The organism is Actinomadura sp. NPDC048394 (genome assembly GCF_040651755.1).
GTDB lineage: Bacteria > Actinomycetota > Actinomycetes > Streptosporangiales > Streptosporangiaceae > Spirillospora > Spirillospora montaniterrae.
In genome coordinates this window covers 1-13,439 of record NZ_JBEZJL010000065.1, presented here as the reverse complement: position 1 = coordinate 13,439, position 13,439 = coordinate 1, and the positions used below count along the sequence as shown (strand labels likewise).

Here is a 13,439-nt window from a genome sequence, read left to right as displayed (position 1 = left end):
CGTCACCACCCGGCCAGCACGGCGACGGCGACGAGGACGGCAAGCAGCACCGCAGCCTGCGCGTAATAGGTGTGGACGAGCCCGGTCTGCGGGCGCCGTGCCAGCGCGGCGAGCCGCCGCGCGCCCCGCCCGACCCCGGTGACGAGGCCGTCGAGCCGGAGCTCGGCGCCGCGTCCGGCGAGTCCCGCCGCCCACGGGCCTGACCGTGCGACCGCGCGGACGGCGCCGTCCACGAACCGGTCGTCGAACCGGGCGAGCGCCCGCGCCAGCGCGAACGCCGGGCGGACGATCCCGGCCCGCGCGGCCCGTTCGAGGAACAGCCAGTCCGCCGCCCACGCGGGCGCCGGGATCGTCCGGGCGAACCGGACGGCGAGGAGCGTCACCGCGGCCAGGACGCCGGAGACCGCCAGTTCCAGGCCGTTCACCCGCGTCTCGCCCGGAATGCCCAGGGTGTCGGCGACACCGGGCAGCCCGAGGACGCCGAGCACGCATGCCGCGGCCGCCAGGATCACGAGCGGCAGGCGCGCGAGCGTGGGCACCCGCGCCCCATCCGTGCGGGTGCCGCGCCACACGGCGAACAGCGCCTTCGCGGCGTAGGCGGCGGACAGGACAGACGCGGCGAGCCCGACCGCGAAGAGCGCGGGCGAGCGTTCGCCGGCCGCCGTCAGCACCTCGTCCTTCGTCACCCACAGCGCGAGCGGCGGCAGCCCGGCCAGGGAGAGCGCGCCCGCGCCGAACGCGGCACCGACCAGCCGGTACCTGCGCGCGGCACCGTGCAGCTCGTCCAGTTGCTTGGTTCGGAGGGCGGTCAGCCATGCGCCCGCGCACAGGAACAGCAGGCTCTTCACCGCCGCATGCGCCACGAGCTGGGCCGTGCCGCCCGACACGGATCCGGCGCCGGCGCCCATCACCATGAACCCGATCTGCGCGCAGGTCGACGCGGCGAGCAGCTGCTTCAGGTCGCGTTGCGCCAGCGCCACGGCGCCCAGCACCAGCGCCGTCACGGCGCCCGCCCACGCGACGAACGTGCCCGCCCAGCCCGTCGCCGCGAGCAGCGGATACAGCCGCAGCAGCAGGTAGGCGCCGGCGGCGACCATGGTGGCCGAGTGCAGCAGCGCCGACACCGGGCTCGGACCGGCCATCGCCCGCGACAGCCAGAACGAGAACGGAAGCTGGGCCGACTTCCCCAGCGCGGCGAGCACGACGCCCGCCGCCGCAAGGTCGCGCCAGGGTTCCGCTGCGCCGGCCAGCGAGGAGAGCGCGAGCGAATGCGATCCGGCGACGGCGAAGCCCGCCGCCGCGTACAGGCCGAGGTCGGCGGCGCGGGTGGTGAGGAACGCGACGTCCGCCGAACGCACCGGCTCCGCCTCGCGCCACTCGTAGCCGATCAGGGCGTACGACATCGCGCCCATGACCTCCCACCCCATCAGCAGCAGGACGAGGTCGGACGCGGTGACGGTCACCAGCATCGCGCCCGCGAACAGCAGCATCAGGCCGAAGAACCGCGCGCCGTAGCCGTAGGCCGCGGCGAACACCAGGATCGCCAGCAGGACCGACGCGACGGTCACCACGAGCACGCCCGACAACCCGTCGATGGCCAGCCCACCGGTCCATCCGGGCAGCAACGCGAACCGCGCGACGGGACGCGTGACCGCCGCCGCGACCGCCAGCGCCAGCACCGCCGCCGCCACCAGGACGCCCGCGGCCGGTGCCGCGCGGTCGGCCCGGCGGCCGGTGAGCAGCAGCAGCGCTCCGGCGGCCGGCGGCGCCACGGCCAGCGCGACGATCATCCCTTGAGGTCTCCGGCGTCGTCGGTCATGTCCACGTCCCGCGCGCGGAACAGGGCGGTGACCACGGCGAACCCCATCGCCATCTCCAGCGCCATCACCGTGATGGCGACGAGCACGAGGACCTGGCCGTCCGGCGCGCCCGGCGAGACCCGGTGCCAGAACCCGGCGGCCGCGACCACGATCCCGTTGATCATCAGTTCGAGGCCCATCATCAGCATCACGACCGACTGCTGCGAGAGCGCGCCGTACAGGCCGACGCAGAACAGCGCGGCGGCGAGCAGCAGGAACGCCTGGAGGGTCATCGCGCGCCGTCCTCGCCGTAGCGTCCGGTCCGGGTGGCGAGCACGACCGTGGCGATCATCGTGGCCAGGATCGCGATCCCGATCACCATCATGACCAGCATCTTCGGGCCCATGATCGCCTGCCCCAGGGCGAACGCCGGGTCGTGCGGCGGGCCGCCCCGCCGCGCCGGCCACGGGATCGCCACGATCCCGGCCACCAGCACCGCGAACGTCCCGCCGGCGACGGCGAGGGCGCCGCGCCGGTTGTGCACCATCGACATCGGCATCAGCCCGGCCGGGTTCATCATGTACATGACCATGAAGACCGCCATCACCAGCATCTCCATGATCATCATGAGCACGACGAGCACACCGAGGTAGTGCAGCCCGGCCAGCAGCAGCTCGCCGCCCACGCACAGGAACGACGCGAGAAGCGCGAACGTCGCGCGCGCCATCGACCCGACCGCGAACACCGCGGCGCCGGAGGCGACCGCCGCCACGGCGAGCACCCAGAACAGGACGGTCACGGGAACCTCCTCAGTCCACGACGACGACCGCGACGACGAGCATCTGCAGCAGCACGGCCGGGATCAGCACGATCCACGCCGCCTGCACGAACCGGTCCATCCGCAGGACGGGCGACCACCGCCTCGCCCACACCAGCAGCGCGAGCACCGCGCACGCCTTCACCGCCGACCACAGCCACGCCGGCAGCAGCGGCCCGTCCCCGCCGCCGAGGAACAGCGGCACCGCGACCGCCGACGCGACGGCGAGCAGCCCGTACCGCCCGGCCAGGAACACCAGCCGGTCCGGGCCGGACAGTTCGAGCGCCGCTCCCCCGGCGACGTCGGCGCCGAGCGGCGCGCCGAACGGCCCCCAGAACGCCATCGCGAGCGCCGACAGCAGGTACACCGCGAACGCGACCGGCATCCAGACCCCGAACCACAGCCCGCCCTGCGCCGCGCCGATGACCCGCAGGTCCAGCGAATGCGCCGCAAGCGCCGCCGTCATGAGCGCGAACATGTGCGGCAGCTCGTACGCCAGCCCCTGCGCGATGAACCGGTACCCGCCGACCAGCGCGAACGCCGAGTTGACGCCCCACCCCGCCAGCCACACCGACCCCCACGCGACGACCTCCATCGCGTTGAACCAGACCACGCCGACCCGGCTGTCCAGCGCGGCGTGGCCGCCGAACGGCACGACGAGCGCGGCCAGCGCCGCCGCGACCGGCAGCGAGACCACGCCGATCCGCGTCAGCGGCCGGTCGGCCCGCGGTGTCGTGCGGCGCTCCGTCACGAGCAGCCGCGCGGCCTCGCGGAACGGGCCGGGGCCGCCGTCCAGCGCCGCGTCCAGCGACGCCGCCGCGACGGCCAGCGCACCGAGGAGCAGCACCTCAACCATCGGCGGTCACCGCGGCGAGATCCGGGTCCAGGCTCGCCACGATCAGCCGGGCCTGCGCGAGGTCGGCGCCGGTCACCAGGCCGGGCAGCAAGGAGACGAGCGCCTCGTCCCGGTCGCCGTCCGGCGTACCGGCGCCGTCGAGTTCCAGGCGGATCCGGCGGAGCCACCCGTCCAGGCGGTCGGCGACGTCGCCGACGTACCGAGCAGGCACGCCGTGGCGTTCCGCCGCCTCCGGCGTGATGATCCCCACGCCCTTGGTCATCCACCGCAGCGGCCCGGACCGCCGGACGGTCCGCTCGAACGCCTCGAACCGGCTCCCGACCTGCCGCCCGTCCAGGAGGTCGTCGCGCAGGACGGCCGCGCGCCGCGCCGCGCCGTCCCACCCCGCGACCCGCAGCAACCGGGCGACGCCGTCGAGACGGCGCGCCGCCTCCCTGCCGGTCCAGAACGACCCGCCGCCCGCGTCGACCATGACGGCCTCGGCCGACTGCACGACGTCCCCCTGCAAGGCGAGATCGAGACGCAGGCCGGCGGGCCAGGCCGCCAGCACGGGACCGAGCGGGACGTGCAGGACGTCGAGGCGCAGGCCGTCCCGGTCGTCCGCCCGGTCGGCCATGCCGACGTCATCGGACGAACGGGCGTCGCGCCGCGTTTCGTCCGGTTCGATCTCGTCGAGCGCGTCGGGCCGGATCCTCGCGCGCGGCCCCGGCATCGCCGACCACACCACGTCGATCGCTTCGGCGAGCGCCGCGCCCGGGCGTCCGCACACCACCAGCACACCCGTCTCCGCGGGCGACAGCGCCGGACGCCACCGCCGCGCCCGCAGCCCCGCCTCCACCGCGAGCCGGTCGCCGGTCCCGTCCGCCGCCGACACCACGAACGGCCGCGGACTCCGCTCCGCGAACTCCCGGACCCGCTCCCTCACGCCCACCGCAGCGCCCCCTCGCGCCACGCGTACAGGACCCCGACCAGCAGCAGCGCCAGGAAGGCGAACATCTCCACGACCGCCTTCACGCCCACCGACGCCACCACGAGCGCCCACGGGTACATGAAGACCATCTCCATGTCGAAGGCGAGGAACACCATCGTCACCGCGTACCAGCGGACGTGGTACCGCGAGAAGGCGTGCTCGGCGGGACGCCCGCCCGACAGGAACGGCCCGGCCTCCAGCGGCCCGGGCGCCATCGCGTACGAGATCGCGTAGACGGCCGCGATCAGCGCGCCCACCAGCCCGAGTACGGAGAGGACCACGGCGTACGGCGGCATCGGTCCTCCCCGCTCCCGGCGTCCTCTCCCGGGGAGGTGTACCTGATCACCGCCGCAGGAAACCTCCCGGGGGTAAATCGCCGGAACCGGGCGCGCGCGAGGGAGCCGCCCGCACGGGACGGCTCCCTCCGAGCTCTGCTCACGCGCCGACGCTCTCCTTCTCGTCCGCCGGTCGCACCGAGCGCGCGCGCAGCGTCACCAGCGCGAGACCGGCACCGGCCAGCGCCACCACGGCGGCGCCGATGAACGCGGCCTGGAACCCGTCGGTCAGGCTCGGCAGATCACCGAGCTTTCCGGCGCCCTGCGAGGTCGCGATGGCGGTCATCGCCGCCAGGCCGATCGCCGACCCCACCTGGTAGGTGGTGTTGACGATGCCGGACGCCAGCCCGCCCTGCTCCGGCGCGACGCCGCCGATCGCGGCCATCGTGGCGGGGATGAACACCAGCGACATCCCGACCGCGGAGATCAGCGAGCCCGGCAGCACGTCGGTGAGGAAGCCGCCGTCCGCGTCGATCGCCGACAGCACGAGCAGCCCCGCGGCGAGGACGACCAGCCCGGTGACGATCAGCGGCCGGGTGCCGAACCGCGCGATAAGCCGCCCGGTCACGCCGACCATCAGCACCATCATCAGCGCGGTCATCGGCAGCAGCGCCGCGCCGCTGGGGAACGCCCCGTACCCGAGCACCTGCTGCAGGTAGAGGTTGAGGAAGTACCACATCGGGATCCACGCGGCCCCCAGCAGCGCCATCGCCGCGTTCGCGCCCGCGAGGCCGGGCGTGCGCCACACCGACAGCGGCATCAGCGGGCCCCGGACGATCCGCTGCCACGCCACGAACAGCGCCAGCAGCAGGACGGCCCCGCCGAGCTGCAGGACGGTGGCCTGCGCGTCCCAGCCGCGCCCCGGCGCCTGGACGATCGCGTAGACCGCGAGCCCGAGCCCGGCCGTGACCGCCGCGGCCCCGGCGACGTCGAGCCCGGCGCGCCGTCCCGGCACCGCCGGCAGGACGGCCGGGACCAGCGCCAGCGTCGCCAGCCCGATCGGGATGTAGATGACGAACACCCACGGCCAGCTCAGCCATTCGGTGATGACTCCGCCGAGGAACACCCCGGCCGTGCCGCCGGCGGGCGCCGCGGCGCCGTAGAACGCCATCGCCTTGGCCAGCTCCTTCGGCCGCGCCGCGAACAGCGCCATCAGCAGCGTCAGCGCGGACGGCGCGATCAGCGCCGAGCCGATCCCCTGCACGGCCCGGCCGGCGATCTCGGCCCCCGCACCGCTGGCGGCCGCGGCGACCACCGATCCGGCGATCAGCACGAGCCAGCCCGCCGCGAAGACGCGCCGCGCGCCGAGCAGATCCGACAGCCGGCCGCCGAGCAGCAGCAGCCCGCCGAACGCGACGACGTAGGCGTTGAACACCCACTGCAGCCCGCTCTGGCCGAAGCCGAGGTCGTGCTGCATGTCGGGGAGCGCCACCCCGATGATCGACGTGTCCATGATCACCATGAACTGGGCGGTCGCGAGCACGGCCAGTGCCCACCAGCGCCTCGGGTCTGCGGACATGACGGTCCACCTCTCCACTCGAGCCATACCCCTCGGGGGTATATGCGAGGGACCCTAACATGCCCCCAGGGGGTATTAATCCCGCAGCCCGCGAGAGATCCGCCCGACCCGTCCGCGCAGGCCCCGCTCGATCTGCCCCGCCGACCTTCCTCCGATAGCCCGCGATTCCGTACACTTCGCATCTGTGCTGTCGCGAGGGGGGCGAACATGAGCACGGCCGACCGGCCTGACGACCAGGACCCGCCCGGCGCTCCCCCGCCCCCGCCCCCGAACTGGGGCCGCGGTGACCGTCCCGGCCCGCCGCCCGCCGAGGGCGACAAGCTGGTGGCGAGCTGGCGCACCGCGCCGTCCGCCCCGGCACGGCCCGCCGCACGCGACCCGAAGCCCGCGGACGAGACGCCCGCCGTCCCGACCGCCGAGCAGACCCGCGCCGCCCGTCGCCCCCTCCGCACCCCGACCGACCCGGCCGCACCCCCCACCAGCCCCCTAGCCGCCGCAGCCCCACCACCCCCCGCTGCCGCAACGCAACCAACCGCAACCCCACCCACCCCAACCCCGCCCACCACATCTCGTCCCACCACAGCGCCGCCTACCGCCGCACCACCCACCTCAGCGCCACCCACACCGGCGGCGCCCACCGCGACCCCGCCGACTGCCGCCCGGCCGACGCCACCAGCGGCCCCGGCCGCGCCACCACGCCCAGCGACACGGCGGCCCGAGACCCAGCCCACCCCGGCGCCACCCGCCGCAAGCTCGCCGCCGACAGATCGCCTAAGCCCAGCGCCGGCGGCGCCCAGCGCGACCCCGCCGACTGCCGACCAGCCGAAGCCACCAGCGGCCCCCGCCGCGCCACCACGCCCAGCGGCGCAGAAACCCGACGCCTCGCCCACCCCGGCGCCACCCGCCGCAAGCTCGCCGACGACACCGCCGCCGACGGATGGCCCAAGCCCAGCGCAGGCGGCGCCCAGCGCCACCCCGCCGACTGCGGAACGGCCGACGCCACCAGCGGCTCCGGCTGCGCCATCGCGTTCAGCGGCCCGGAGGCCCGAGGCCCCGCCCACTGCCGCGCCGCCCGGCCAGGCGTCGCCGACCCCGGCGTCGCCTGCTGTGCCGTCGGCTGTGGCTGATGAGGTTGTGGCGTCGCCGGCTGCGGGGCGGTCGAAGGGGGGCGTGGCGCCCGACGCGGCGGCGTTGGAGGCCGAGGCCGCGCCTCCGGCCGTTGAGAAGCCGGGGTCCGCGGGGCCGGTTCCGGCTCCGTGGCCGCGTGCGGCGAGCGGGGCCGGAGCGGGCGCGGGCGCATCAGGCGGTCCGGGCGCGATGGAGCAGGTGCGCGTTCGGGCGGCGGACGGCGAGGGCCCGCAGGCGTCCGGCGAGGGCGCCCTGGTGTTCGACCGGCCGCAGGGGGCGCCCACGCCGCCGGAAGGCGGCGGCACGCGCGTGTTTCGTCCGGGCCTGCGGTCGGGGATCGCGGTCGCGGCGGTCGCGGTGCTGGTGGCGGGCGGCGTGACCTACCTCGTCCGCGACGGCGGGAAGGGCGGCGGGCACGGCGACGCGCCGGGGGCCGAGGCCGCCGACAAGGTGTTCGCGGTGCCGGCCGCGCTGTACGACGGCCACCAGCAGACGATCACGGCGGTCGCGGTGCACGGCGACACCGCGGTGACGGTCGGCAGCGAGACGGTGGACGCGCCGCGCGGGCAGATCCTCGTGTCGTCGGACGGCGGCAAGGCGTGGAGCACCGCGAAGGTGAAGGACGAGGGCGGCACCGGCCAGGACGTGCCGGAGGTCGTCGCGGCCGGTGACCGCGCCTGGGCGGCACTGGGCAGAGGTCTCAGTGGCGTGGCGGTGTGGACGAGCGCGGACGGCCGCACATGGACGCACCGCGCCCCCGGCACGGGCGCGTTCAACGCGGGCGACCAGGTGACCGGGGTCGCGGCCACGTCGGCGGGGTTCGCTGCGGTCGGGACGAACCAGGGCGCGGCCGTGCTGTGGACGTCCCCGGACGGCGTCGCGTGGCAGCGGCAGCAGGCGGGCCTGCAGGGGAAGCCCGTGAGCATCGCGGCGAGCGGCGCCACGCTGGTGGTGCGCAACGACAAGGGCGACCTGTGGCGGTCCGCCGACGGCGGGCGGACGTGGGCGCGCGCGGAGGTGCCGCAGAGCGACGGGTCGTACGGCCCGGTCGTGGCGCTGACGTCGGGTCCCGGCGGGTTCTTCGCGGCGCGGGAGGGGCGCCGGACGGGCGGGTCGTCGAAGAACCCGAAGAAGCGGGCGCTCGCGGTGTTCTTCCGGTCGTCGGACGGCGTGGGGTGGACGCGGTCGAGCACGATCGACCGGCGCACGTACTCCAGCCTGGCGGCGCTGGGCGGGTCCGACGCGGGCCTGGCGGCGCTGACCCCGCTGAGCGATGGGCGCGTGGCGGCGCAGCGCAGCAAGGACGGCGTGAACTGGGAGTCCGTGGAGCGGCTCGGGACGGACCAGGGCCGTGAGGCGGGTGCGGCGGCGGCGCTTCCGCAGGGCGTCCTCTTGGCGGGCCACCAGAATTCGGGCGCGTACCTGGCGGCGCCGGGCGCGCGCCACGGGGACATCGACCTGCTGTCCATACCCGGCGCGGTGACGCCGGACCGGACCATCAGGCGGCTGGTGTCGGGCAACGGGGTGACGCTGGCGGTCGGAAGCGGCGCGGGCGAGGCGGCCGTCTGGACGACGCGGGACGGCAAGGCGTGGACGCGCGCGGGCGGCAGCGGGCTGACGGGGCCGGGTGTGCAGCGGATCGCGGGCGCGGCGTTCGGGCCGAAGGGCTGGGTCGCGGCGGGGCGGAGCGCGGCGAAGCCGCTGCTGCTCACGTCGGCCGATGCGAACGCGTGGAATCCCGTCGCGGGCCCGGCGGGCGATGACGGCGAGCTGGCCGGCGCCGCCTACGGGCAGGCGGGCTATGTCGTCGTGGGCTCGTCGGACCGGGCGCCGATCGCGTGGCGTTCGGACGACCTCGCCCGGTGGACGGCCGGTTCCGGCGATCTGCAGGACGGGAAGATGCACGACGTCGCGGCCGTGACGAGGGGCTACGTCGCGGTCGGTGAACGCAACGGCGCCCCGGCCGTCTGGACGTCCGATGACGGCGCGAAGTGGACGTCGGTGCAACCGCCGCAGGCGCAGGGGCCGCTCACCCGCGTCGTCGCGCGCGGGGACACGCTGGTCGCGACGGGTGCGGGCAACGCGGTCGCGGTCTCGTCCGATGCGGGACGGACGTGGCGGGCGCAGACCGTGCAGGCGTCCGTGCTGGCGGCGAGCCTGGCGACGCCGAAGGGGTTCGTGCTCGCGGGGACGCCGGCGGGGACCGACGACGTCGCGCTGTGGAGTTCGCCGGACGGCGCGGCATGGCGGATGACGCGTCCGCGCGGGGCACGCCTCGCGGGCGACGGGAGCCAGCGGCTCACCGGGCTGGCCGCGCTCGGGCAGGGCCTGGTGGCGACCGGGATGGACGGCGATACGCCGACGCTGTGGCGCACGGCTCTTCCTTGAGCCGCGCTCATCGGGGTCGGGGGCGGCGCGTCAGGGCGCGGCCTGGCGGCGCCGGTCGGCTTCGGCGGCGCTGAGGATCATCTCGTCGACGACCCAGCGGGCCTCCGGGGACAGGTCGACGAGGGCGCGCAGCACCTCGGGGCGGATGATGCCGTGCTCGACGTCGCGGCGCAGGGCCTTGAGCGTGATGTCCTCGTCGATGGGGGCGGTCTCGCTGGGGCGGCCGAAGTAGCCGATCGGCACGCCGAAGAAGGTGGCGAGCGCGCGGAGGGTCTTGAGCTGGGGGTTCTCCTGGCGTCCGGTGCGCAGCTTCCACACGGTGGTGGACGAGATGTCCTCGCCGGTGGCGCGCGCGATGGCGGCGGCGGTCTCGACGTTGTTGCGGGGCGGGTGCGCGTCCGCCGGCCACAGGTTGCGGATCAGCCACTCGACCTTGTCCGCCAGCGTCGCGCCCGGCGCGACCTCGTCCGTCTTGTTGGTCATCCCGGCCCCTCCCGAACTCACCGACCCCGACGACTTTAGTTGACCGCACGCGAGGCCGTCAGCCAAGGACACAGGCATTGTTCCGATCCGTGTCGGCGCGGTCACGCAGCCGAACCGGCACTTTTGGGCCACCGGGCGCCTCCCTCGCGGGCGCCACGCGCCTCCCCCGCTGCGGCGAACTTCGCCAAGAACCGTTGCAAAGGCCCTTTGCAACTTCGTAGCGTCCGGGTCATGAAGGAGCGACCACCGGCCGGACCGCCGCCGGAGCGGCACCCGGAGGAGCGGCCCGAGCCCGAGGTGATCACCGATCCGCGGCAGGTGCGGCTGCTCGCCCACCCGCTGCGGCAGCGGATCGCCGAGATCATGCGGCGCGGGCCCGTCTCGTCCACCACGCTCGCCCGCGAGCTCGGGCAGAGCACCGGCGCGACGAGCTACCACCTGCGGCAGTTCGCCAAGTACGGGTTCGTCGAGGAGGTGCCGGAGCTCAAGCGCGGGCGGGAGCGCTGGTGGCGGGCCGTGCCGGCGGACCGGCGGCTCCCGCCGCGCGCGGAGCAGTCGCCCGCGATGCGGGACGCCGTCGACGCGCTGACGCGGCTGGAGTTCGCGAACGAGCTGGAGATGCTGGCCCGCTACCAGCGGGAACGCGACGGCATGGGCCCGTGGGTGGACGCCCTGCTGTTCTCCCACTCCACCGTCACGCTCACGCCCGACCAGGTGCGCCCCTTCTTCGAGGAGTACATCGCGCTCCTCTACCGCTACAAGCGGGCCGACGCCGACCCGCCGCCGGGCGCGCGCACCCTGCACGCCCGGTTCCTGGCCTTCCCCGAAGTCTGATCCCGGACGGGTCCGGGCCGCCGAGTTGCCCCTCGACGGCCCGGACGGGCGGAGGCCGCATCACCCACGCCGGAGGCCGTGTCCCCACGGCCGCGGGCGTGGTGCTCACGCAACACGGAACCCCCACGGAAAGGAGAGCACCTCATGCTGCTCTCGAGCAAACGCGTCACGGCATGGGCGGTCCTCGCGCTCTGGATCGCGGCCGTGCCGGCGGCGGTCCCGCTCGCGGGCCGGCTGCCGGACGCCGTGCAGGCGAGGTCCACCGCCGAGCTTCCCCGCGGAGCCCAGTCCACGGAGGTCGAGAAGCTGGCGGACCGGTTCCGGGGCGGCGACCAGGCCCCGGCCGTCATCGTCTACGCCCGCACCGGCCCAGGCATCACCCCCGCCGACCGCGCCAAGGCGGACGCCGACCGCCGCACCCTCGCCCCGCTCGCCACGGCGCCGATCGGTCCCCCGCAGGCGTCGCGCGACGGCCGCGCGCTCCTGCTGGCCGTCCCCCTGCACGACAACGACGACCTGAGCGGCAACGCGAAGAAGGTCCGCGACGCGGCGACGACGAACGTCCCGCGCGGCCTCCAGGTGAAGGTGACCGGCCCGGCGGGCGCGGCGCTCGACGCCGGCGACGCGTTCCGCAAGGTCGACAAGCCGCTGCTGCTCATCACGATCGTGCTGGTCGCGGCCGTGCTGCTGCTCACCTACCGCAGCCCCGTCCTGTGGCTGCTGCCGCTCGCCTGCGCGGCGATCTCGCTCCAGGTGACCAGCGCCGTCGTCTACCTGCTGGCCGAGCACGCGGGCCTGTACGTCGCGGACGGCATGTCCACCATCCTCAACGCGCTCGTCTTCGGCATCAGCACCGACTACGCGCTGCTCCTCCTCGCCCGCTACCGCGAGGAGCTCCGGCGCCACGAGGACCGGCACCGGGCGATGGCCGCCGCGCTGCGCCGCGCCGCCGTGCCGGTCGCCGCGTCCGCCGCGACCGTCTGCCTCGGCCTGCTGTGCCTGCTCGCCGCGCACATGGGGTTCAACTACGCGCTCGGGCCGATCGGCGCGATCGGGATCCTCGGCGGGCTCGCCGTCGTGATGACGCTGCTGCCCGCGCTGCTCGTCGTCCTCGGACGCCGGGTGTTCTGGCCGCGCATCCCCCGCTTCGGCGACGCGCCGCCCGCGCGCGGCGGCCTCTGGGACCGCGCCGGCCGCCGCATCGCGGCACGTCCCCGCCTCGTCTGGGCGCTCGGCGCGGCCGTCCTCGCCGCGCTCGCCGCCGGCTGCCTCGGCGTCCACACCGGGCTCGACCGCGCCCACTTCCTCACCACCACCCCGAACTCCGTGCAGGGCGAGCGCCTCGCCGGCGCGCACTTCCCCGGCGACGAGAGCCGCCCGCTCCAGGTCGTCAGCGGCAGGCCGGTCGACCTTCGCGGGATCCCGGGCGTCGCGCGGACGGGGTCGCCCGAGACGTCCGCCGACGGGCGCCTCACCCGCACCGCCGTCGTCCTCACGTCCCCGCCCGACAGCGACGCCGCCAAGCGGACCGTCGAGCGGATCCGGCACGCGGAACCGGACGCGCTCGTCGGCGGCGGCGCGGCGAGCGCGCTCGACCTCGCGGACGCGCAGGCCCACGACCGCCGCGTCGTGATCCCGCTCGTCCTCGGCGTCGTGCTGATCGTGCTGATCGCCCTGCTCCGCGCGCTGGTCGCCCCGCTGCTGGTGGTCGCGACCGTCGTCGGGTCGTACTTCGCCGCGCTCGGCGCGTCCTGGCTGCTGTTCCGGTACGCGTTCGGCTTCCCGGCCCTGGACGTCCAGGTCGCGCTGATGGGCTTCCTGTTCATGGTCGCCCTCGGCGTCGACTACAACCTGTTCCTCGTCTCCCGGATCCGCGAGGAGGCGGCCTCCGCCGGGCACCGCGGCGGCGTCCTGCGCGGCCTCGGCCTCACCGGCGGCGTCATCTCCAGCGCCGGGCTCGTCCTCGCCAGCACGTTCGGCGTGCTCGGCGTCATGCCCGTGACGATGTTCGTGGAGATCGGGGTGCTGGTCGCGCTCGGCGTCCTGCTCGACACCTTCGTCGTCCGCCCGGTGATCGTCCCCGCGCTGGCCCTCGACGCCGGCCGCCGCTTCTGGTGGCCCGGCCCCCTCTCCCGCACCCCGGCGCGCCCCGCGCCGGACCGGGAACCGGTCCCCCGCGCCTAGGAATCCGGTTCTGCCTGGGAATCCGGGCCCCGGCCGCCGCGGCGGCCGGGGGGGAACTAAGCGCTGTACCCGCCGGTGGGCTATTACCGCGGGTTTACCGCCCCCCCCCACCAAACGAAAGCGCCA

Annotated in this window: 11 protein-coding genes; 3 read left to right on the top strand and 8 right to left on the bottom strand. The window is 75.5% G+C overall.

Annotated elements, in window-relative coordinates; all coding sequences use genetic code 11:
- Positions 1-2 precede the first annotated feature (2 nt).
- The 7 genes from AB0C78_RS36525 to AB0C78_RS36495 form a co-directional block, all read right to left on the bottom strand.
- On the bottom strand, positions 3-1,790 hold the full coding sequence (locus AB0C78_RS36525; protein WP_360757206.1) for a proton-conducting transporter membrane subunit: 1,788 nt from the start codon (positions 1,788-1,790) through the stop codon (positions 3-5).
- On the bottom strand, positions 1,787-2,092 hold the full coding sequence (nuoK, locus tag AB0C78_RS36520) for an NADH-quinone oxidoreductase subunit NuoK (RefSeq protein WP_360757203.1): 306 nt from the start codon (positions 2,090-2,092) through the stop codon (positions 1,787-1,789). Before nuoK ends, AB0C78_RS36525 begins: the two co-directional genes overlap by 4 nt.
- Complete coding sequence (locus AB0C78_RS36515; protein ID WP_225992230.1) at positions 2,089-2,598, bottom strand: NADH-quinone oxidoreductase subunit J; 510 nt, start codon at positions 2,596-2,598, stop codon at positions 2,089-2,091. Before AB0C78_RS36515 ends, nuoK begins: the two co-directional genes overlap by 4 nt.
- A 10-nt stretch (positions 2,599-2,608) precedes the next feature.
- A complete protein-coding gene (locus AB0C78_RS36510) occupies positions 2,609-3,472 on the bottom strand; it encodes a complex I subunit 1 family protein (protein ID WP_360757200.1) in 864 nt (287 codons plus the stop codon).
- A complete protein-coding gene (locus AB0C78_RS36505) occupies positions 3,465-4,403 on the bottom strand; it encodes a hypothetical protein (RefSeq protein WP_360757198.1) in 939 nt (312 codons plus the stop codon). Before AB0C78_RS36505 ends, AB0C78_RS36510 begins: the two co-directional genes overlap by 8 nt.
- On the bottom strand, positions 4,394-4,738 hold the full coding sequence (locus tag AB0C78_RS36500; protein WP_360757195.1) for an NADH-quinone oxidoreductase subunit A: 345 nt from the start codon (positions 4,736-4,738) through the stop codon (positions 4,394-4,396). The genes AB0C78_RS36505 and AB0C78_RS36500 overlap by 10 nt, the downstream gene beginning before the upstream one ends.
- 139 nt (positions 4,739-4,877) lie before the next feature.
- A complete protein-coding gene (locus AB0C78_RS36495; RefSeq protein WP_360757192.1) occupies positions 4,878-6,296 on the bottom strand; it encodes an MFS transporter in 1,419 nt (472 codons plus the stop codon).
- A 1,326-nt stretch (positions 6,297-7,622) separates the two neighbouring features.
- On the opposite strand from AB0C78_RS36495, the gene AB0C78_RS36490 reads away from it, so the two are divergent.
- Positions 7,623-9,812, top strand: a complete 2,190-nt coding sequence (locus AB0C78_RS36490; RefSeq protein WP_360757190.1) for a sialidase family protein — start codon at positions 7,623-7,625, stop codon at positions 9,810-9,812.
- 30 nt (positions 9,813-9,842) lie between these two features.
- On the opposite strand, the gene AB0C78_RS36485 is transcribed toward AB0C78_RS36490, so the two are convergent.
- Positions 9,843-10,295, bottom strand: coding sequence for a helix-turn-helix transcriptional regulator (locus AB0C78_RS36485; RefSeq protein WP_151544634.1), 453 nt, complete (start codon positions 10,293-10,295; stop codon positions 9,843-9,845).
- A 231-nt stretch (positions 10,296-10,526) separates the two neighbouring features.
- Here AB0C78_RS36485 and AB0C78_RS36480 point away from each other — a divergent pair, with 231 nt between their 5' ends.
- Entirely contained in the window at positions 10,527-11,129 is a 603-nt protein-coding gene (locus AB0C78_RS36480; protein WP_360757186.1) for a winged helix-turn-helix domain-containing protein, read from the top strand.
- Between the two features lie 144 nt (positions 11,130-11,273).
- Positions 11,274-13,313: an MMPL family transporter gene (locus AB0C78_RS36475; protein WP_360757184.1), complete on the top strand. Its 2,040-nt coding sequence runs from the start codon at positions 11,274-11,276 to the stop codon at positions 13,311-13,313.
- Positions 13,314-13,439 lie beyond the last annotated feature (126 nt).